The following is a 19,203-nucleotide window of genomic DNA, read 5'->3' as shown; positions in this document are numbered from 1 at the left end:
CTCAAATCCAGGAGAAACCTATGACCCAGACAGCTCTAGTCGTGGGCGCCAGCGGCATCGTCGGTAGCGCCATCACTCAGTTACTCATCGACAACCAGTGGCAAGTCGCCGCGCTGTCGAGACATCCATCGCAAGCGCACGGCGTGATTCCTGTCGCGGCAGACCTTCAGGATCCTGCTTCTCTGGAACAGGCGCTGAGGGATGTGAAACCCACGCATGTGTTCATTACCACCTGGTCGCGGCAAGCCACGGAGGCCGAAAACATTCGCGTCAATGCCGCCATGGTGCGCAACGTCCTCGCCGCCATTCGCCCAGCCAAAAGCGTCAAACACGTAGCGCTGGTTACTGGCCTGAAGCACTACCTCGGCCCGTTCGAAGCCTATGGTAAAGGCAGCCTGCCGCAGACGCCGTTTCGCGAAGAGCAGGGTCGTCTGAATGTCGAGAATTTCTATTACGCCCAAGAAGACGAACTCTTCGCCGCTGCGGAAAAGGACGGTTTTACTTGGAGCGTTCATCGCCCGCATACCGTCACCGGGGTGGCCGTGGGCAATGCGATGAACATGGCGACCACCCTCGCCGTCTATGCCTCGATCTGCAAACACACCAATCGCCCTTTTGTGTTTCCCGGATCCAGGGTGCAGTGGGACAGCCTCACCGACATGACCGATGCGCGGCAGTTGGCGAAACAGCAACTGTGGGCGGCCACCACGCCGGCTGCGGCAAATCAGGCATTCAATATCACCAATGGCGATGTATTCCGCTGGAAATGGATGTGGAGCCGAATTGCCGAATACTTCGACCTGCCTGCTGCTGACTACCCTGCGTCACCCTCGCCTCTAGAGAAGCAGATGGCGGACGATCAAGCCGTATGGACGCAAATAGTCGCCGAGCACGGTTTGAAAGAGTCCGACATTGGACGCCTGATTTCTCCATGGCATACCGATGCCGACCTTGGTCGCCCCATCGAAGTGGTCACGGATATGTCGAAAAGCCGCCTGATGGGCTTCACTGCCTATCAGGCGAGTGATCAGGCATTTTTCGACGTGTTCGACAGGCTGCGGGAGATGCGCTTGATACCTTAGGCGGTTCCAGACAGATAAGGTGGGCACCTGGCGTGCCCACCTCATTCAACAGTACTTTCCACGCCCTCGCCCCTCCCCTCATCTGCGACGTTCGTTTGTCCTGCGAAATCCTCCCGCCAGTCACCGGCAGAACGCAGCCGATCGTTTATCCCAACTCCAAAATAGCGCCTTCGACAGGTATCGCTCTGTATCCAAGTGTGTACGGACGCAAACACGTTACACAACATTGATCTTCCCGCCCCCTCAGACACAAGCGAGATACACCAGCACGATGAACTGCGCTCACGGCCAGCGCAGTGCTCCTGTGCCTGACACCTGTCATTGGGAGCACCTGAACGGCTTCCACTTTCTTGACGACAAGTCGGAGGATTAACCCCATGCAAACAAACGCGTTATCGGTCTTGAATCGGCTGCAACTTAATCTCGATCGCGCTGGGGACTGGATCGCCCCTTTGAGCCTGCGCGTTTTTCTGGCTTGGGAGTTTTTTGAAGCGGGATGGGAAAAGTGGAACGGTGAGAACTGGTTCCCAAGCATTCAAGGGGCCTTTCCTTTTCCCTTTAATCAGCTGCCGGCTACGTTCAACTGGCAGTTATCCATGTGGGCAGAGCTGCTCTGTTCCATTGCTTTGCTTGTAGGCCTGGGAACACGTCTTTCGGCACTGATCCTCATAGTGGTCACCGTCGTGGCAACTGCCGCAGTTCACTGGCCAGCAGAGTGGTCGACGTTGAGCGAACTGGCTATGGGGTACTCCATCAGCAACAAAGGCTACGGCAATTTCAAGCTGCCGTTGATCTATCTCGTCGCACTTCTGCCACTTGTATTCACAGGCGCCGGCAAGCTGAGCCTGGATGCATTCATCGATCGGTATCTCAAGCGCTTGAATGCACGCTGAGTGTTATTGCGTCACCAAGGTTATCGCTCTCAACCCCCGCTAGTTAATCAGGAGTTTCACCATGACCCATATTGATAAAGTGCTGTACACCGGCAAAGTCCATACCTCCTCGGGTGGTCGTAATGGCACCGCCCTCAGTGACGACGGCCGACTGGATATAAAGCTGTCATCGCCTGGCACTTCTGGCGCCGGTACCAACCCAGAGCAGTTGTTCGCCGCTGGTTGGTCGGCTTGTTTTATCGGTGCAATGGGACTAGCGGCGAGCAAGCTGAAAGTCACCCTCCCGGTTGACCTTGCGGTCGACGCCGAAGTGGATCTAGGCACAACCGATGGCGCTTATTTCCTCCAGGCTCGCCTCAACGTCTCCCTTCCCGGGCTGGATCGCAACGTCGCTCAAGAGCTGATCGACACCGCACACCAGACATGCCCGTACTCCAAAGCGACGCGGAACAACATCAACGTGGTGACCAACCTCGTTTGAGCAGAACCGTGGCGGGTTTCAATCACCCGATTCACACCCCTTGGCTGCCAGCGGTAACCGTGGAGGTGCTGTGGATCGGGGATTCCAGACGTCGAATCGGAGTATTGAGTTCATGCAAACGAACACTTCATCATCAACACATTTAGATCCACAGCTCCCCCTTGAGGCGACCGTCGGGCTGGGATTGCGCCGTGCGCTGCTTAACACGCTTCGTGACGCTCCAGTCGGGGATTTCGATTTTCTGGAGGTTGCTCCAGAGAATTGGATCGGCATCGGCGGCGCTCATGGTGAGGCTTTGCAGTTGCTGGCTGAACGCTATCCGCTGTCATGCCATGGCCTGTCACTGTCGCTGGGTGGCAGTGCGCCGCTGGACGAATCTTTTCTTGAGCAAGTACGAGGGTTTCTTGATCGCTTCAACGTGCCGTTCTATAGCGAACACCTGAGTTACTGCAGTGACGATGGCCATTTATACGACCTGCTGCCGTTGCCATTCACTGAGGAGGCCGTTCATCACGTTGCTGCGCGCATCCGCCGTGCACAGGACATTCTCGGTCGTCGTCTTGCTGTAGAAAACGTCTCCTACTACGCCGGTGCTCATCAGGACATGGACGAACTCACTTTTACCAATGCAGTGCTCCGCGAGGCCGATTGCGACCTGTTGCTCGACGTTAACAATGTGTACGTCAACTCGGTGAACCACCGCTTCGATCCAGCGGTTTTCCTCGCCGGCCTGGAACCCGAACGCGTAGTCGCCATGCATGTGGCTGGCCATTATGACGAAGCTGATGACCTGATCATCGACACCCATGGTGCGTCGGTCAAACCGGTAGTCTGGTCATTGCTGGGCCAGGCTTATGACCTTTTCGGCGTGAAGCCAACCCTGCTGGAGCGCGATTTCAACTTTCCGTCCTACGACGAACTGGTGGCTGAGCTGAACACCATCAGGCGCTTGCAACGCGACGCCAATGCTTTGGTGCGGGTGACCGTCGATGGCTGACTCCCCTTCAAGTTTGCACAGTCAGCAGCTCGCGCTGACCCGGTACCTGCGTGACCCGGACAGTTATGCGCCGCCTGCGCAGATGAATCCCGAGAGAGCGCAGGTCTATCTCAACCTGGTGTTGAACAATCTGTTGGGGTTGCTGGGTGGGACGTTTCCGGTGCTGGTTGCCGTGCTGGGTGATGCCGGCTGGCGTGCGCTGGTACGGCGTTTTTTGCGTGACTACCGCGCGCAGACACCACGCTTCGGAGAAATTGCCCGTGAGTTCGTAGACTTCGTAGCGAGCCTGGAAGACTCGCCCGGCCACGAACACCCCTGGTACCCGTTCTTGCCTGAATTGGCTCATTACGAGTGGGTGGAGATGGCGCTGCAACAGTTGGACGCTGCGCCTTTAAAACCCAGTGATGCGGCGCATTTACTCGACCGTCCCCTCAGGCTCTCCCCGCTCGTCTGGCCGCTGGCTTACACCTGGGCCGTACATCGTCTCGGGCCAGGTCATCTGCCTTCTGAACCGCCAGAAAAACCAACGTTGCTGCTGATCAGCCGTGCCCCGAGTGGCCAAGTGCAATTCTCCCAGGTCAGCCCTCTCGCGTTCCGTTTGTTGCAGCGGATCGAGCAGTTCCCTGACATGGATGGTCGAGCGCAGTTGCACGCTTTGGCTGCGCAGGCTGGTGCAACAGACGTGACCGGCTTCGTTGCTGACGCACTGGTGCTGCTGCGCCAGCTGCATGCGCAAGCTGTCGTCGGCGTAGCCGCGATACCCGTTTTAAAGCTGTTGTCCTGACTGACGAGCAAAGGCTGAGGTCGGTTTTTGTATCTCTATGTACCCAAACGCTAAGTCTTGGGATTGGCTTACAAATGCTCCGCTCGCCGATACATCGCCGATACATGACTCCCGCTAAATAGGCCTACCCGAACAAGGACGCTGTATCGAAGTGGAAGACGCTTGCGCCTTTCGCCTCGAACTTCCTTGAGGGTCTATCCGCCCTGTGGCATGAACCGCGGCCTCGCCGCGCAACGCATCTGGAGAAGCACTATGTACCGTAAACCAATGTCGAACAAAACCAGTCTTGGCCTGGCCGCAATTGCCTTAGCCGGTGGCATGAGCCTGGCATCGTCTGCGGCTTTTGCTGTTGAGCCTTTGTCCCAAGGCTACCAACTGGCATCGGCCGATAAAACCGGCGAAGGCAAGTGTGGCGAAGGCAAATGCGGGGCCAGCGAAGCCAGCGACAAGTCCGCTACTGCCGAAGGCAAGTGCGGTGAAGGCAAATGTGGGGACGACTCTTTCGCTCGCACAGACACCGACCATGATGGCCTCGTCTCTCTTAAAGAACTGCTGGCTGTAGCACCTCAGGGCGGTGAAGAATTCAAAGCGATGGACACCAACCACGATGGTTTTCTTTCGGAAGGTGAGGTCTACAAGTTCAGAACCAACCAGTACATTTCCAACGGCAAGAAAGTACCCACCGAGCTATTTACCCGCATGAGCAAAGCGCAGAACTGATTCCTCCCGCCGTAGCATTCGCCCTCCCCGCGCCTGCAGCCAGGGAGGGCGATTACCTTCTGCAAAGCCCCCCGTTGTATTGATTACACCGCGTTATAAGTGATGTTCTCCGCCCCTGATTTATCCCCTGAACGCAACACTCTAAAGTCCATCCCACTGCTCCCCTCATCATGTCGATGGGGCGCCAACTGGAGACTTATCCCATGCCTTTCATCAGCGTTCGTATCACTCGCGACGGCGTTACCAAAGAACAGAAATCTCAAGTCATCGCCGAGATCACCAAAACGATGCAAACCGTCCTCAACAAGGACCCGCACCTCACCCACATCGTTATTGAAGAGGTCGACACCGACAACTGGGGCTATGCCGGAATTACCACCACCGAGTACCGCCAACAACTGACGGAGTCGAAGAAATGACCTTCCCCGTCAGTATCGACTTTGTGTCGGATGTCGTGTGCCCCTGGTGCGCACTCGGCGCCACTGCGCTGGAACAAGCCATCGCTAATGTTGCCGGCGAGGTTGCCGTGGAGCTGACCTTCAAGCCCTTCGAACTGAACCCGGACATGCCGGCCGAGGGCGAGCACGCCATCAAGCACATGATGCGTAAATACGGGCGCAGCGCCGAAGAAGTCGCCTCGCGCAATGAAATGATTGTCGCGCGTGGCAAGGCCATCGGTTTTCAGTTCGACCTGGAAAAGCGCAGCCATTTCTACAACACCTTCGATGCCCATCGACTTCTGCTCTGGGCCGTGCAGGAAGGCCGCCAGGTTGCGCTGAAGAAAATCCTGATCAAGGCCTATTTCACCAATGGCGAGAACCCCAGCGACCACGAAACATTGGTGCGCCTGGCCGGTGAAGCGGGACTTTCAACCACCCGCGCCCGAGAGATTTTGGCCAGCGAGGCGTTCGCTCTCGAGGTCCGAGAACTTGAAGGTTTCTACCTTGAACGCGGGATCAACTCGGTCCCGGCCATGGTGCTGAACGGTCGCCAGTTGGTGTCCGGATCGCTATCCGTCAAGGAGTACGAACAAATCCTCAGGCAAGTCGCACGAGAGCCCGCCACAGCCTGACAAAGCGACTTAACTGCAATGCCAGTGATAAACCATTTGGCCGGGGCCTGGTGAAGTGACCGCCCCACTTCCTTTCATCAACGTCAAGTGAACCGTCATGCCTCACGACTTGAATCAACTGGAAACTGCGCTGGCTGCTTACCCCCGAGTGGCGCTGCTGGAAGGCCCGACACCGATTCAGAAGCTGTCCCGCCTGAGCCGGGCAGCCGAGCTGCATGGCTGCAACCTGTACGTCAAACGCGATGACCTGATGGGCCTCGGCGGCGGTGGCAACAAACTGCGCAAACTTGAATTTCTGCTTGGCGAAGCATTGGCCGAAGGCGCCGACACACTGGTTACCTGGGGTGGTTTTCAATCCAATCACGCCCGGTTGACCGCCGCCGTCGCGGCCCGCCACGGCTTGGCCTGCGAGCTAATCCTGACTCCGTCGGCGGTGCGCAGCGATGACGATTTTTGTCATAACGGCAACGTACTGCTCGATGGCCTGTTTGGTGCAAAGGTTCATCGACTGCCGCGGGGTTTGACGCCGGACAGCTACGCTGGCGAATTGCTCAGCGCGCTCAAAAGCCAAGGCAAAAAACCCTTCCTCATACCATTGGGCGGCTCCAGCCCCAGGGGCAGTCTGGGCTACGCCGCTTGTGCGGGAGAGATTCTCCGCCAGGCGGACGCGCTCGGCGTTCACTTCGAGCGGATCATCATCCCCAATGGCAGCGCCGGAACCCATTCAGGACTGCAAGCAGGTCTGGCACTCGCTCGATCATCAACCGAAGTTATCGGCTATTCGGTGTTGGCAACTGAGGAGCAGGCCACGGCGGCGACCCTGAGCAAAACTCGGGAAACCTTGCAGCTCCTGGACCCGTCCGCAACCCTTGTGGAAAGCGCAATCACTGTGGATGGCAGTCAACGTGGCGACGCCTATGGCGCCCCCACCGAATCAATGCTCGAAGCGGTCCGGCTGCTGGCCTCCGTTGAGGGCTTGCTGACGGACCCGGTCTACGGTGGCAAGGCCTTCGCCGGGTTGCTCGCTGCCGTGCGCCAAGGCGACTACCCGGCAGGAAGCAATCTACTGTTTGTGATGACCGGCGGCTTGCCTGGCCTCTTTGCCTACCGCAGCGCCTTCAACTGACTTGAGCTTTTTCGTCGTCATAAAAAACTGATGCCCGGGCGAGCCCACGGCATCGGTCACTCAACTTGCGTGGAGTACATCGTCATGTCGAACGCCCCTTATCCGCTGAACCGCACCGCTTATCTGCTGGTCGATCCGTACAACGATTTTCTCTCGGAAAACGGCAAGGTCTTTCCCTTGATCAAGCCGATTGCCGAACAGGTCGGGCTGCTCGACAACCTGCGAGCCCTCGATCGCGCCGTACGAGCGCAGAACATTCCGGTGGTCATCGTGCCGCACCACCGTTGGGAACATGGCGACTACGAAGGCTGGGATCATCCAACACCGACCCAGTGCAAAATCATGCACATGCACCACTTCGCACGTGGTGAATGGGGCGGCGAATGGCATCCCGATTTCGCGCCGAAGGACGGCGACATTGTCGTGCAGGAACATTGGGGCTCCAGCGGCTTTGCCAATACCGACCTTGATTTTCGCCTGAAGCAGAAAGGCATCACCCACGTCATCATCGTCGGCCTGCTCGCCAACACCTGCATCGAAGCGACCGCCCGCTACGCCTCGGAACTGGGCTACCACGTCACGCTGGTGCGCGATGCGACCGCCGCATTCCGTGCAGAAATGATGCACGCCGCCCACGAGTTGAACGGGCCGACTTTCGCTCACTCAATCGTCACCACCCAGGAATTGATTGCGGCGCTGGCAGCGCAGGAGTAGCGGCGATGAACACCGATTTCGCCAGTTTGCCGAGGTGGTGCGTCAAGGCCGCTTTCTGCAATTGGCGATCGGCCCCGTCAAAAATGCATCTTGAGCAAGAGACTCAGCGCATTCTGGTCGGTAGAGAATCCGCTCGTGTCTTCAATCCCGTATTTATTCGACCAGTAATCCCACTCAAGTCCCGCATAAAAACGTTTTTGCTGTTGCCCCAGCGCCTTGCCCACGTCGTATTTGACTTGTGGGTTGAAGTGAAAGCTCCTCGCCACATAGTTGGAGGTGCCTTTGTTGCCGACGTCGTTGACGTACCACTCCAGATAACCGTCGAAAAGAATGTCGGAGCGACCCACCGGGAGGGTCATGGACCAGGTCGGGTTGATCTGCCATTGACCTGAGGCCTTACCGGTGATGCCGTCGGGTTTGCGGTAGTAGGTATTCAGGGAAAAGCGGTCGAAGCCTGGAAGCACGAGGTCGACAGCGGGGCCCAACAGATATTTGCGATTGCGGTTTTCACCGCGCTCGTAGGTGGCGGCGATGAGTACGTCCTTGACGATGCCATAGCTCAGGGAGCGGTCACTGATTTTGCCCAGCGACAGCCGTGGGGAGAATTCACCGTAGTAGGAATGGCCGTCGGCACCCGAGAGTCCACTGGACCATTTGTTGTCGACGAACATGAAGATATCGCCCCACGTCCAGCCGCTGGCGTGTTCGAAGCTCAGCGTGTGCTGAGTATCGTCGCCAGTGCCGTCGACTTTGAAATGCTGGCCGTAGAGGTAGCTCAAGCTGTTGTCGTTCCACAACAGAGGGCCAGCTTCGGCGCCGGCGCTGGCCAGAGCTAACAGCGGCGGCAGGCTGCGACGCAGCAGTGAAGGTGCAAGTAATGGAATACGCGATGCGTTCATGGGCTGCCCTTGTCAGGTGATTGGCGGATATCACCGGCAAGGCATGCCCGAGCTGCGGATCAAGCAGCTGCTCTGGCCCTCAAATTAACGAGGGGCGACCCTTGCCGGGTGCGCGGCGTAATGCCGCCAGAGCAATGCCCTGCACCTCGGGTTCTGTTGAGAGCCCTCTGTGCTGACCGCTTCTACTCGATTGAGGACTAAGCAGGGGTTGTGCCAACTGAGCGAATACAATCTTCAACCCTCATTCAGCACAATCGATGCGTAAAACTGAATACTTTGCAGCCATCGGTTGCGCACCAGATTGAGGCGCGCTCACTTTGATTCGCACCGTTGCGATTCGCCTGCCCACCTCCTGCTGATTGCCTCGTCCGCCGGATCCCGTGAGGGCGGGCCTGCGACGGCTTGGCACACTTTTGGCTAAGATTGCTTTCGAGTAGAAGCGGTCAGTGCCAGCAATGGCACCGGGCATTGCTCTTGCGCCCTCCCATGTGGGCGTACGTCCGATTGGATGCTTGAACGCGGCGCCAGCGCCCCGGGCAAGAGAGAAGTGTCAGCCGTGTAACTACGCATATACGCCCTCTCTCCTCCCCTTGTTCTCTCCAATCGGTCCCTCGCTGGCGTGCCGATTGGCGCGCGGCGGTTTTCGAATCGTTGTGGAGAACACATCATGAAAATTCGCTTTGCCTTGGGTCAACCGCTTCGCTCGCTACTGGCCATGGCGCTTGTGCCCGCCGCCCTGATCGCGTCTCCACTGGCTTTGGCCAATGACAAGGTGGTGCTGCTCACTTCCTGGTATGCCCAAGCTGAACAGGGCGGTTTCTACCAGGCCCTGGCGGATGGACTGTATGAAAAAGAAGGCCTGGACGTGACCATCCGCATGGGTGGGCCGCAGGTCAATGGCATGCAGCTGCTGCTCAACAAGCAGGCCGATTTCATCGTCAACTACGACTTGCAGATTCTCAAAAGTGTGGAGCAAGGCCTGCCGGTGGTGGCCGTGGCCGCGCCCTTTCAAGGTGATCCTCAGGGTCTGCTGACCCATGCCGATGTGAGCGGCCTGGATGCCTTGCAGAACAAACAGGTGCTGGTGTCCACCTCGGGCCAGCAAACGTGGTGGCCTTGGCTCAAGGAAAAATATCAGCTCAAGGACAGCCAGGCCCGCCCCTACACCTTCAACCTGCAACCCTTCCTCGCGAACGCCAACACCACGCAGCAGGCCTATGCCAGCTCCGAGTTGTTCCAGGCGTTGAAGGCCGGGGAGAAAGCCAACTTCTTCCTGTTTGCCGACGCCGGTTACCCGCCCTACGGCTCGACCCTGGCCACTCGCCAGGACGTGATCGATCAGCATCCTGAGCGAGTCCAGCGCTTTGTTCGCGCCTCGATGGAGGGCTGGAAGCGCTACCTCGACAACCCGAGCGCCAACCACCTGATCAAGGCCGACAACCCGAACATGAGCGATGAATTGCTCGCCTGGGGCTTGTCGACGCTCAAGCAATATCGCCTGGTCACCGGCGGTGATGCCGCCACCCAAGGCATCGGCGTGATGAGCGATGCGCGCTGGCAGGCTACGCGCAATTTCATGGTCGACGCCGGCCTGCTCGGTGCCGATGCGCCTTGGCAGAAGGCCTACACCACGCGCTTCGTGCAGGACTTGAAGGTACTGCCTGGCGCCGAACAGTCCGCCAGCCGCTGAGCCTGATTGCAAGACTGCTGAACCCAGAGCCCGAGCCCAAGAGCCGGCTGAACGAATACCGTGAGGACACTTGTTATGTTGGTCACCAAACAACCTGTATTGCGCCGTTTCTGGTATGCCCTGCTGCCCATGACCTCGCTGGATGCCGGCCCGCAGCCCTTCACTTTACTCGGTGAGGCGCTGGTGCTGTGGAAGCGCCCCGACGGCACCCCGGTGGCCATGCGCGACCGTTGCTGCCACCGCACCGCCAAGCTCTCGAAAGGCTTTGTCAGCGAGGACGGCAACATCGCCTGCGGATACCACGGCTGGGAATACGACTGCACCGGCACCTGCGTGAAGATCCCGCAAAACCCCGCTGGCATGATTCCGCCGGGCGCCTCGGTCCAGGCCTTTCACTGCCAGGAAAAATACGGTTACGCCTGGGTCGCCCTCGACGATCCTCTGCAACCAATCCCTGAGTTTCCCGAGGATGGCGCCCCGGGCTACCGGCGCATCTTCCAGTTTTATGAAGAGTGGAAAACCAGTCCGCTGCGGGTCATGGAAAACTCCTTTGACAACTCGCATTTTTCCTTCGTCCACAAAGCCAATTTCGGCCTTTTCGACCAGCCCGCGCCGGCCGGCTACGAGTTTCGCGAAACCGACTACGGCTTCGAGGCGGAGACTCGGGTGCCGATCCGCAATCCTGAGGAAAGCTATCGCATCACCGGCACCCGCGAGCCGATCACCCAGCGCCACCTGATCAACCGCTATTACCTGCCGTTCTCCCGGCGCTTTGGCTGCATGTACCCGGACAGCGGCATCCACCACATCATCTACAACTGCGCGACGCCCATGGAAGACGGGCGCCTGATGCTGGTGCAGTGGTTGTATCGCAATGACAGCGAAGAGCAATGCTCGACCCAGGAACTGATCGACTGGGACGCAGCGATCACCGCCGAAGACCGCGACATCCTCGAAGCCACCGATTACGACGCCTGTGTCGATACTCGCCGGCGAGTGGAACTGCACATGCCGTCGGACAAGCCTGGCCTGGTGATTCGCCGGCAATTGCTGGGCCTGCTCGAAGCCCATGGTGAAAGTGAAGTGTTCCTCAGCCATTGAAGTCAGCGCCCCGGTGTGCCGGGGCTTTACCGGACGCTCATGACCCAAGGGGAGAGCGCTATGTTGATGCAAACCATAACTGGGGCCAACGCCCTGCCACAGGCGTTGCCACGGGGCGACAGCGTCGGCGTGCAAACACCGCTGTTCGCCAATCAGGTGGAAAAAACCTACAGCAACGGCACCCAGGCCTTGAGCCGGGTGAAGCTGGCCATTCAGCGCGGCGAGTTCGTTTCATTGCTCGGCCCTTCGGGCTGCGGCAAGAGCACCCTGCTGAAAATGTTCGCCGGCCTCGAAAAGCCCTCCGCCGGCCATGTGCGCTGGTGGGGCAAGGACAGCCCGGCCAGCCCGACCCAAGGGCAAAGCCTGGCGATGGTGTTCCAGGAGGCGACCCTGATGCCTTGGGCCAAGGTCAGCGATAACGTGCGCCTGCCGCTGGATCTGGCCAATGTGCCCAAAGCCCAGAGCCAGCCAAAGGTCGACGCCGCCCTTGCCCTTGTCGGCTTGGACCGCTTCAGCCAGGTGTATCCGCGGGAACTGTCCGGCGGCATGCAAATGCGCGCGTCCATCGCCCGGGCCTTGGCCACCGAGCCCAATCTGCTGCTGATGGACGAGCCCTTCGGCGCCCTGGATGAGTTCACCCGCAACAAGCTCGACAGCGACCTGCGTCAGCTGTGGGCTAGCCGCGACCTGACCGTGGTGTTCGTCACCCACAGCATTTTCGAGGCCGTCTACCTGTCATCGCGGGTGGTGGTGATGGGTGCGCGCCCGGGCCGAGTAATCGCCGACATCGAAATCGACGGCCCGTTGGAACGAGACGAGGCCTACCGCACCTCCCCGGCCTTTATCGCGCAGTGCGCACGCCTGTCCCGGCTGCTGGCCGAGGCCAATGGCGATTCTTGCTGACTTCACTGAGAGCCCGATCATGAACCCGTCCTTTACTCCCTGGTTACGTCACCCCACGGTGTTGCGCATCGTCTCGCCGCTGCTGCTCGGCGCGGTATTGCTGGGTCTGTGGCAATTGGCATGTGTGGCCTGGAAGGTGCCGGTGTATCTGGTGCCCTCCCCGGTCGATATCGGCCGTACGCTGATCAGCGATGGCCCGATGCTGTTCGGTGCATTGTGGATGACCTTGAAGATCACTTTTTTCTCGTTTGCCCTGGCGGTGCTTATCGGCACCCTGGCGGCCTTTGTGTTTGTGCAGAGCCGCGTGCTGGAAGCCAGCCTGTTTCCCTACGCCATCCTGTTGCAGGTGACGCCGGTGGTGGCCGTGGCGCCGCTGATCATCATCTGGTGCAGCAACACCACGCTGGCGTTGATTATTTGCGCGACCCTGGTGGCGATTTTCCCGATCATCGCCAACACCGTACTCGGCTTGCGCAGCGTCAACCCCGGCCTGCTCAATCTGTTCCGCCTGAACCGCGCCAGCCGCTGGCAGGTACTGTTGCGCCTGCGCATTCCCAGCGCCCTGCCGTGTTTTTTTGCCGGGCTGCGCATTGCCAGCGGGCTGGCGTTGATCGGCGCGGTGGTGGCGGAGTTCGTTGCCGGCACCGGGGGCACCGGTGCAGGGCTGGCGTATCAGATCCTTCAGGCCGGCTTTCAACTGAATATTCCAAGGCTGTTCGCTGCCCTGCTGCTGATCGCCTTGACCGGTGTCGCGTTATTCAGCCTGATGGCCTTGCTGGCCCGGTTGAGCCTGCGCAACTGGCACGAAAGCGAACTCGGCTGACCCTTTGAATCCGCCGCAGATGCGGCGTATGGAGCCTCACATGAAGATTCAAAATAGCTGGCTGGTACGTAACGCCAGCGCCATCCTCACCGGCTTGTCCGGTGCGGCGGCGCGCCACGCCGGGCCTGATATCCGTATCGTCGACGGCCGCATCAGCGCCATCGGCGCCCTGCAACCCCAGCCCGGCGAGCGAGTGCTGGATGCCACCGACTGTGTGGTCTACCCGGCGTGGGTCAATACCCACCATCACCTGTTTCAGTCGCTGCTCAAAGGCATTCCCGCAGGTATCGACCAGAGTCTGGGAGCCTGGCTGGGTGCCGTGCCCTATCGCTATCGCGGCGCGTTTGACGAGCACAGCTTTCGCCTCGCCGCGCGCATTGGCCTGGTCGAATTGGCACGATCCGGCTGCGCCACCGTCGCAGACCATCATTACCTGAACTTGCCGGGCATGGACTTTGACAGTGCCGAGGTGCTGTTCGAGGAAGCCGAACGGCTGGGGCTGCGGTTTGTCCTCTGCCGTGGCGGCGCCACGCAAGCACGGCAAGCCGAAGGCAAGTCCGTGGCGGGGCCGGAGACCCTGGAGCAATACCTGGACGACGTCGAGCGTCTGGTGCGGCGCTACCACGACCCGGCCGCCGATGCCTGGCGGCGGGTGGTGATGGCGCCTACCAGCCCGCCCTACTCCATGCCTGCCGAACACCTGCGCGAAACCGCCCGGGTCGCACGGCGACTGGGCATTCGCCTGCACAGCCATCTGAGCGAAACCGTCGAATATCAAAATGAGGTGCAGCAACGCCACGGCATGTCGCCAGTGGCGTTCTGTGCCGAGCACGAGTGGCTGGGGCCGGACGTGTGGTTCGCGCATCTGGTGAAACTCGACGCCGAGGAAATCCGCATGCTCGGGGCCAGCGGTACGGGCATTGCCCATTGCCCGCAAAGCAATGGCCGCCTGGGCAGTGGCATTGCCGATGTGGTGGCCATGGAGGCTGCGGGAATGCCGGTGTCGATTGGCGTGGATGGCGCCGCCTCCAACGAGGCCTGCGACATGATCAGCGAAACCCACGCCGCCTGGCTGATGCAACGGGCCAGACTTGGCGAACGGGCCCGCCCGCGTTATGCCGGCGGTGACGAGGAAGGCGGTGCCAGCGCGGCCACGGTGGAAGACGTGGTGCGCTGGGGTACGTCTGGCGGGGCTCGGGTGCTGGGGCTGGACGCCGTGGGCAGCGTGCAAGTGGGCATGGCGGCCGACCTGGCGATCTACCGCCTGGACCAGCCGCGATACTTCGGCCTGCATGACCCGGCGATCGGGCCGGTGGTGGGCGGAGGACGCCCGACGTTGCGCGCCTTGCTGGTCGGTGGCCGGTTGACCGTACACGACGACCAGTTGCCTGACTTCGACCTGGCCGAACTCGGCGCCCAGGCCCGGGACGCGGTGCGGCGGTTGCAGCAGGCCGCAGGCGTACGCTCATGAGCTGATCTCCCCGGCACGTGCTGCCGTGCCAATACTCGGCCGCATCAAATGTCCGGTAGATGGAAAAATACGGCAGTAATCGACTTGGGACTGTCATCAGACAGTTTCAGGGTCCCGGAGAAGAAAGCAGCGGACGGCGTATGCCAAGGCGCTGCTACAACAATTGCTCGCGTAGAAAATCGATGAACGCCATCGTCCGCGCTGAACGTCGTCGCTCGCGGCTGAGTACGGCGCTGACAGGCAGCGCGCTGGTCTGATAGTTGTCGAGTACGGTACTCACCCTGCCCTGCTCGACGTCAGCTGTGAACAGCCATTGCGGTGAGAGGGAAATACCCAGGCCGGAGAGCACCATTTCGCGGATGGCCTCGCTGCTGTTGCTGGTGACATTGCCCTGGATACCTACATCGAACGCCTGGCCGAGGTGCGTAAAGTGCCAACGGTCGTAATGCTCCAGCAACGTGAAGCCGATGCAGTTGTGTCCTGACAGTTCGCTGGGCTCACGTGGCACGCCGTGTAGATCCAGATAACCGGGCGCCGCATAGACACGCCGTGGGCTATTGCCCAGTGGTAGTGCCACCAATCCCTCGCTCTTCACTACGCCAATGCGGATCGCCAGATCGATGTTTTCCTTGAGCAGGTCTTCATTGTGGTCACTCAGCCGCAGGTCAATCCGCACATCAGGATGGCGTTGCAGGAAAGTCCCTATGAGCGGCGCAATGCATAACCTTCCATAACTGACCGGCGCGGCGACTCGTAAAGGGCCGGCAATCTGCTCCTGGCCACTGGTAAAGCTCCGTGTAGCAGTTTCGACGTGGCCGAGAATTTCCTGGCAGTGGTCGTAGAAGCGTTGACCTTGGTCGGTCAGGGCCAGGTGCCGAGTGCTGCGTGCGAACAGTGGCCCACCCAGATACTGCTCCAGCGCGCGCACTTGCTTGCTCACTGCTGGCTGCCCCATGTTCAGTTCACGGGCGACCGCCGAGAAAGACCCGCGCTCCACGACGCGAACAAAGACATGCATGCTGTCGAACAGATCCATCGACGATTGGTTCTCTTTGGGGAATAAGTCATATGCAAATTGGGTTTCTTATCGGAATGATTAAAGCGCGGCAATCTGTAAGCGTCCATCCCAACACAGGTTCCCGTCATGAAACATTCCATGCTTGCCGCCATCGCCGAGTCCGCTCAATCCCCGCTGGCCATCCGTCACATCGATCGCCCTGTTCCCGGTAAGGGGCAAGTCCTGGTCAGGGTTCACGCCGCTGGAGTCAATCCGCTCGATACCAAAATTGCCGCCGGCGCAGGGGCTCACGCCCGTCAAACGCTGCCGGCCGTGCTCGGCCTTGATCTCGCCGGTACGGTCGTTGAAGTGGGCGAAGCGGTCGACGGGTTCACCCCGGGTCAGGAAGTCTTCGGCATGCCCGGCGGGATCGGCTTTGCCCAAGGCACCATGGCCGAGTACATTGCCGTGGATGCCCGCTTGATCGCAGTCAAGCCACACACCCTCAGCATGCGTGAGGCGGCTGCATTGCCTTTGGTATTCATCACCGCGTGGGAAGGTCTGGTCGATCGCGCCAATGTCCGCTCCGGCCAGCGAGTACTGATTCATGGCGGCGCGGGTGGGGTCGGCCAAGTGGCTGTGCAACTGGCCAAGGCTCGTGGTGCCGATGTCTACGCCACCGGTTCGGCGGGCAGTCTCGACTTCATACGCTCGCTGGGGGCTACAGCGATCGACTATCAGGCACAGAGCGTTGAGGATTATGTCGAGCACTACACCGCCGGTGAAGGGTTCGACATTGTCTACGACACCGTCGGCGGCAGCACGCTGGATGCATCATTCAAAGCCGTGAAAGCCTATACCGGGCACGTGCTGAGCTGCCTGGGCTGGGGCCAGCACAGCCTGGCACCGTTGTCGTTCAAAAGTGCCACCTACTCGGGCGTCTTCACCCTGGCGCCACTGCTCACCGGCAAAGGACGCGAACACCACGGCGCTATCCTGCGCGAGGCCGCTGCGCTGGCCAATGCGGGTCAACTGACAATCCGCGTGGATCAACAGCACTTTGCGCCGCAAGACGTCAACGAGGCATTTCGCCAAGTCGCCGAAGGCCGCGGCAAGGGCAAGACGGTGATCGAGTTTGTGGCTGCATAGTTCCTTGTAATCTCTTTAGAGCGCACTCGGCCAAAAGCGTGCGCAATGGTCCGCAACGTCCTCGCCGCCATTCTCCCAGCCAAAAGCGTCAAACACGTAGCACCCCACGAGTTGAACGGGCCGACCTTCGCTCATTCAATCGTGACCACCCAAGAATTGATTGACGCGCTGGCAGTGCAGGAGTAATGGCCGATGACCCTCATAGGATAGCTGATCGATCACCGGCCCATTTCTACACGGCCCAACAGGAGCAGCCCAAGGCACCAAAAAAACTTCGGGGGTCCGATACTGGAGCATTGGATCCCCATGCACCGGCATGATCGTGACCGTGCAGGCCGCAAAAGCTTGCGCAGCCGCACGAGGCCGCGACTTGGGCGCGCAGCGGAGCCAGCGAGTTTCTGCCTGCTCCGTCTGGGTCTCCCCAGGCGCCATAACCTTTAAAGGTACGCGTCGGCGACCAGTCAGGCATGGCGGGCGGTAGCGGGTTGTCGTCAAACCTGGCGAATTGGCCGGCCCCGTAAACCACGCGCCCGCCAACCACGGTCATATCGGCGGTAAGAAATGAAATCTCCTCTTCAGGCACAGAGAAGTAGTCCTTACTTGGCACAATCAGGTCAGCAAAGTGACCGGTCTGGATGCGACCACGTTTGCCCTCTTCGTTAGAAAACCAGGCGACATTCTCTGTCCACATCCGCAACGCCGCTTCGCGATCAAGCAGGTTTCGTTGAGGGTACAGATTCAGACCGCCCACCGTTTTACCGGTTACCATCCAGGATAGCGAAACCCAGGGGTTGTAGGAGGCAACCCGGGTGGCATCGGTGCCTGCAGACACTTTCACCCCTTTTTCCAGTATGCGCGCTACGGGCGGGGTCGCTTGCGCCGCACGGGCGCCGTAGCGCTCGACGAAGTACTCCCCCTGATAAGCCATACGATGTTGTACAGCGATGCCACCGCCGAGCGCGGCGATACGGTCGATCGATTTGTCCGAGATGGTTTCGGCATGATCAAAGAACCAATTGATGCCAGCGAGGGGGATGTCCTCGTTGACCTTCTCAAATACATCCAGCGCTCGGGTAATGGTTTCGTCGTAGGTGGCATGCAACCGCCACGGCCATCGGTTCTCTGCGAGGATGCGCACAACTTCCTCCAGTTCTCCCTCCATCTCGGGCTGCAGGTCCGGTCGCGGCTGGCGAAAATCTTCGAAGTCGGCAGCGGAAAACACCAACATTTCGCCCGCGCCGTTGTGACGGAAGTAGTCGTTTCCTTGCTTGTACTTAACGCTGGAGGTCCACTTGAGGAAGTCCTCCTTCTCTTCCTTGGGTTTCTGAGTGAACAGGTTGTAAGCCAACCTGACCGTCATTTGCCCATCGTTGTCCAACTTCTGGATCACTGCGTAATCGTCGGGATAGTTTTGGAAACCGCCGCCCGCATCAATAACCCCTGTCACACCCAAGCGATTGAGCTCGCGCATGAAATGGCGAGTGGAGTTGACCTGATAGTCGAAGGGCAACTTCGGTCCCTTGGCCAACGTGGCGTAAAGGATCGTCGCGTTGGGCGTGGCCAACAGCAGGCCCGTAGGCGCACCATTGGCATCGCGGTAAATTTTCCCGCCTGGTGGCTCGGGGGTATCTCGGGTGTAGCCGACCGCGCGCAAGGCCGCACCATTGAGCAAGGCCCGGTCATAGAGATGCAGAAGAAATACAGGTGTATCGGGCGCGATCGCATTGATCTCGGCTATGGTTGGCAAGCGCTTTTCAACGAACTGGTGTTCAGTGAAGCCACCTACCACGCGAACCCACTGCGGTGCTGGTGTGTTAGCCACTTGGCGCTTGAGCATGTCCATGGCGTCAGCCAGTGAACGCACACCGTCCCAGCGCAATTCCAGATTGTAGTTAAGGCCGCCGCGGACCATGTGGGTATGGTTATCGACTAAGCCAGGGAGCACACAACGGCGCTTGAGATCGACAACTTTTGTGGCTGAGCCAGCCAGCGCCATGACTTCCTGGTCTGACCCTACAGCCAGAAACTTGCCGTCTTTGATTGCAACGGCGTGGGCGACTGGGTTGGCGCGATCCAGTGTAGTGATCTCGCCATTGTGGAAAATGATGTCCGGAATGGAATCGGTCATATTCGGCCCTTCCCTACTTAGAGTTTCGGAAAAAGCGCTGCGTCCAAAGACACCCCCTAACGCTAAGGTGGAGGCGGCCTGGAGAAGTTTTCGGCGCGATGTCATAGGTAGAGGCCTCACAGATATAAAGCCCGTTTCCAGGGCCTTCAGGGAATAGCGAACCTTGAGAACCG

The 19,203-nt window shown here is 59.5% G+C and carries 19 protein-coding genes and 1 pseudogene; 17 read left to right on the top strand and 3 right to left on the bottom strand.

Features of this window, described 5'->3' with window-relative positions; all coding sequences use genetic code 11:
* The first annotated feature begins 20 nt into the window (after positions 1-20).
* The 10 genes from V8J63_RS10405 (at position 21) to V8J63_RS10360 (ending at position 7,869) form a co-directional block, all read left to right on the top strand.
* Positions 21-1,082 (top strand): SDR family oxidoreductase, encoded by a 1,062-nt coding sequence (locus V8J63_RS10405; RefSeq protein WP_336463994.1) that lies wholly within the window; start codon positions 21-23, stop codon positions 1,080-1,082.
* A gap of 377 nt (positions 1,083-1,459) precedes the next feature.
* On the top strand, positions 1,460-1,975 hold the full coding sequence (locus V8J63_RS10400; protein ID WP_336463993.1) for an HvfX family Cu-binding RiPP maturation protein: 516 nt from the start codon (positions 1,460-1,462) through the stop codon (positions 1,973-1,975).
* A 61-nt stretch (positions 1,976-2,036) separates the two neighbouring features.
* A complete protein-coding gene (locus V8J63_RS10395; protein WP_336463992.1) occupies positions 2,037-2,456 on the top strand; it encodes an organic hydroperoxide resistance protein in 420 nt (139 codons plus the stop codon).
* A gap of 112 nt (positions 2,457-2,568) precedes the next feature.
* Positions 2,569-3,453: an HvfB family MNIO-type RiPP peptide maturase gene (locus tag V8J63_RS10390; protein WP_336463991.1), complete on the top strand. Its 885-nt coding sequence runs from the start codon at positions 2,569-2,571 to the stop codon at positions 3,451-3,453.
* On the top strand, positions 3,446-4,237 hold the full coding sequence (locus tag V8J63_RS10385) for an HvfC family RiPP maturation protein (RefSeq protein WP_336463990.1): 792 nt from the start codon (positions 3,446-3,448) through the stop codon (positions 4,235-4,237). Before V8J63_RS10390 ends, V8J63_RS10385 begins: the two co-directional genes overlap by 8 nt.
* 252 nt (positions 4,238-4,489) lie before the next feature.
* Positions 4,490-4,957, top strand: a complete 468-nt coding sequence (locus tag V8J63_RS10380; RefSeq protein ID WP_336463989.1) for an HvfA family oxazolone/thioamide-modified RiPP metallophore — start codon at positions 4,490-4,492, stop codon at positions 4,955-4,957.
* A 203-nt stretch (positions 4,958-5,160) separates the two neighbouring features.
* Positions 5,161-5,376, top strand: a complete 216-nt coding sequence (locus V8J63_RS10375; protein WP_016774741.1) for a tautomerase family protein — start codon at positions 5,161-5,163, stop codon at positions 5,374-5,376.
* Positions 5,373-6,029, top strand: a complete 657-nt coding sequence (locus tag V8J63_RS10370) for a DsbA family oxidoreductase (RefSeq protein ID WP_336463988.1) — start codon at positions 5,373-5,375, stop codon at positions 6,027-6,029. Before V8J63_RS10375 ends, V8J63_RS10370 begins: the two co-directional genes overlap by 4 nt.
* A gap of 97 nt (positions 6,030-6,126) precedes the next feature.
* Positions 6,127-7,155 carry a D-cysteine desulfhydrase family protein gene (locus tag V8J63_RS10365; protein WP_336463987.1) on the top strand — a complete coding sequence of 343 codons (1,029 nt, stop codon included), beginning with the start codon at positions 6,127-6,129 and terminating at the stop codon, positions 7,153-7,155.
* Between the two features lie 84 nt (positions 7,156-7,239).
* Complete coding sequence (locus V8J63_RS10360) at positions 7,240-7,869, top strand: isochorismatase family cysteine hydrolase (RefSeq protein WP_336463986.1); 630 nt, start codon at positions 7,240-7,242, stop codon at positions 7,867-7,869.
* Positions 7,870-7,946: 77 nt separating this feature from the next.
* Here the strand turns inward: V8J63_RS10360 and V8J63_RS10355 are convergent, their stop codons facing one another.
* Positions 7,947-8,768: an outer membrane protein OmpK gene (locus tag V8J63_RS10355; RefSeq protein WP_336463985.1), complete on the bottom strand. Its 822-nt coding sequence runs from the start codon at positions 8,766-8,768 to the stop codon at positions 7,947-7,949.
* A 667-nt stretch (positions 8,769-9,435) separates the two neighbouring features.
* Here V8J63_RS10355 and V8J63_RS10350 point away from each other — a divergent pair.
* The 5 genes from V8J63_RS10350 to V8J63_RS10330 all read left to right on the top strand — a co-directional run bounded on the left by V8J63_RS10350 (position 9,436) and on the right by V8J63_RS10330 (position 14,756).
* Positions 9,436-10,458, top strand: coding sequence for an ABC transporter substrate-binding protein (locus tag V8J63_RS10350; protein ID WP_122881104.1), 1,023 nt, complete (start codon positions 9,436-9,438; stop codon positions 10,456-10,458).
* 75 nt (positions 10,459-10,533) lie between these two features.
* Complete coding sequence (locus tag V8J63_RS10345; RefSeq protein ID WP_041480351.1) at positions 10,534-11,559, top strand: aromatic ring-hydroxylating dioxygenase subunit alpha; 1,026 nt, start codon at positions 10,534-10,536, stop codon at positions 11,557-11,559.
* Positions 11,560-11,619: 60 nt separating this feature from the next.
* Positions 11,620-12,462 (top strand): ABC transporter ATP-binding protein, encoded by an 843-nt coding sequence (locus V8J63_RS10340; RefSeq protein ID WP_024012979.1) that lies wholly within the window; start codon positions 11,620-11,622, stop codon positions 12,460-12,462.
* A 19-nt stretch (positions 12,463-12,481) separates the two neighbouring features.
* Positions 12,482-13,285 (top strand): ABC transporter permease, encoded by an 804-nt coding sequence (locus tag V8J63_RS10335; RefSeq protein WP_336463984.1) that lies wholly within the window; start codon positions 12,482-12,484, stop codon positions 13,283-13,285.
* A gap of 40 nt (positions 13,286-13,325) precedes the next feature.
* Entirely contained in the window at positions 13,326-14,756 is a 1,431-nt protein-coding gene (locus V8J63_RS10330; RefSeq protein WP_336463983.1) for an amidohydrolase family protein, read from the top strand.
* A 154-nt stretch (positions 14,757-14,910) separates the two neighbouring features.
* Here the strand turns inward: V8J63_RS10330 and V8J63_RS10325 are convergent, their stop codons facing one another.
* Positions 14,911-15,792 carry a LysR family transcriptional regulator gene (locus V8J63_RS10325; protein WP_336352639.1) on the bottom strand — a complete coding sequence of 294 codons (882 nt, stop codon included), beginning with the start codon at positions 15,790-15,792 and terminating at the stop codon, positions 14,911-14,913.
* Between the two features lie 108 nt (positions 15,793-15,900).
* Here V8J63_RS10325 and V8J63_RS10320 point away from each other — a divergent pair, with 108 nt between their 5' ends.
* Positions 15,901-16,902 (top strand): zinc-dependent alcohol dehydrogenase family protein, encoded by a 1,002-nt coding sequence (locus tag V8J63_RS10320; protein WP_336463982.1) that lies wholly within the window; start codon positions 15,901-15,903, stop codon positions 16,900-16,902.
* Between the two features lie 45 nt (positions 16,903-16,947).
* Positions 16,948-17,088 (top strand): annotated as a pseudogene (locus V8J63_RS10315) (cysteine hydrolase); the annotation flags it as partial.
* Positions 17,089-17,134: 46 nt separating this feature from the next.
* On the opposite strand, the gene V8J63_RS10310 reads toward V8J63_RS10315, so the two are convergent.
* Positions 17,135-19,135 carry an amidohydrolase gene (locus V8J63_RS10310; protein WP_375123728.1) on the bottom strand — a complete coding sequence of 667 codons (2,001 nt, stop codon included), beginning with the start codon at positions 19,133-19,135 and terminating at the stop codon, positions 17,135-17,137.
* Between the last annotated feature and the right edge of the window lie 68 nt (positions 19,136-19,203).

Origin of the sequence: Pseudomonas sp. CCNWLW23, from assembly GCF_037095675.1 — a bacterium.
Lineage (GTDB): Bacteria > Pseudomonadota > Gammaproteobacteria > Pseudomonadales > Pseudomonadaceae > Aquipseudomonas > Aquipseudomonas atacamensis.
The sequence above is the reverse complement of the archived record's forward strand: the minus strand, read 5'-3'. Positions and strand labels throughout refer to the sequence as shown.

Excerpts from the sequence above, each read along its gene's own strand:
- V8J63_RS10405 (WP_336463994.1), top strand. The coding sequence starts at position 21 with ATGACCCAGACAGCTCTAGTCGTGGGCGCCAGCGGCATCGTCGGTAGC.
- V8J63_RS10400 (WP_336463993.1), top strand. The coding sequence starts at position 1,460 with ATGCAAACAAACGCGTTATCGGTCTTGAATCGGCTGCAACTTAATCTC.
- V8J63_RS10395 (WP_336463992.1), top strand. The coding sequence starts at position 2,037 with ATGACCCATATTGATAAAGTGCTGTACACCGGCAAAGTCCATACCTCC.
- V8J63_RS10390 (WP_336463991.1), top strand. The coding sequence starts at position 2,569 with ATGCAAACGAACACTTCATCATCAACACATTTAGATCCACAGCTCCCC.
- V8J63_RS10385 (WP_336463990.1), top strand. The coding sequence starts at position 3,446 with ATGGCTGACTCCCCTTCAAGTTTGCACAGTCAGCAGCTCGCGCTGACC.
- V8J63_RS10380 (WP_336463989.1), top strand. The coding sequence starts at position 4,490 with ATGTACCGTAAACCAATGTCGAACAAAACCAGTCTTGGCCTGGCCGCA.
- V8J63_RS10375 (WP_016774741.1), top strand. The coding sequence starts at position 5,161 with ATGCCTTTCATCAGCGTTCGTATCACTCGCGACGGCGTTACCAAAGAA.
- V8J63_RS10370 (WP_336463988.1), top strand. The coding sequence starts at position 5,373 with ATGACCTTCCCCGTCAGTATCGACTTTGTGTCGGATGTCGTGTGCCCC.
- V8J63_RS10365 (WP_336463987.1), top strand. The coding sequence starts at position 6,127 with ATGCCTCACGACTTGAATCAACTGGAAACTGCGCTGGCTGCTTACCCC.
- V8J63_RS10360 (WP_336463986.1), top strand. The coding sequence starts at position 7,240 with ATGTCGAACGCCCCTTATCCGCTGAACCGCACCGCTTATCTGCTGGTC.
- V8J63_RS10355 (WP_336463985.1), bottom strand. The coding sequence starts at position 8,768 with ATGAACGCATCGCGTATTCCATTACTTGCACCTTCACTGCTGCGTCGC.
- V8J63_RS10350 (WP_122881104.1), top strand. The coding sequence starts at position 9,436 with ATGAAAATTCGCTTTGCCTTGGGTCAACCGCTTCGCTCGCTACTGGCC.
- V8J63_RS10345 (WP_041480351.1), top strand. The coding sequence starts at position 10,534 with ATGTTGGTCACCAAACAACCTGTATTGCGCCGTTTCTGGTATGCCCTG.
- V8J63_RS10340 (WP_024012979.1), top strand. The coding sequence starts at position 11,620 with ATGTTGATGCAAACCATAACTGGGGCCAACGCCCTGCCACAGGCGTTG.
- V8J63_RS10335 (WP_336463984.1), top strand. The coding sequence starts at position 12,482 with ATGAACCCGTCCTTTACTCCCTGGTTACGTCACCCCACGGTGTTGCGC.
- V8J63_RS10330 (WP_336463983.1), top strand. The coding sequence starts at position 13,326 with ATGAAGATTCAAAATAGCTGGCTGGTACGTAACGCCAGCGCCATCCTC.
- V8J63_RS10325 (WP_336352639.1), bottom strand. The coding sequence starts at position 15,792 with ATGGATCTGTTCGACAGCATGCATGTCTTTGTTCGCGTCGTGGAGCGC.
- V8J63_RS10320 (WP_336463982.1), top strand. The coding sequence starts at position 15,901 with ATGAAACATTCCATGCTTGCCGCCATCGCCGAGTCCGCTCAATCCCCG.
- V8J63_RS10310 (WP_375123728.1), bottom strand. The coding sequence starts at position 19,135 with ATGACATCGCGCCGAAAACTTCTCCAGGCCGCCTCCACCTTAGCGTTA.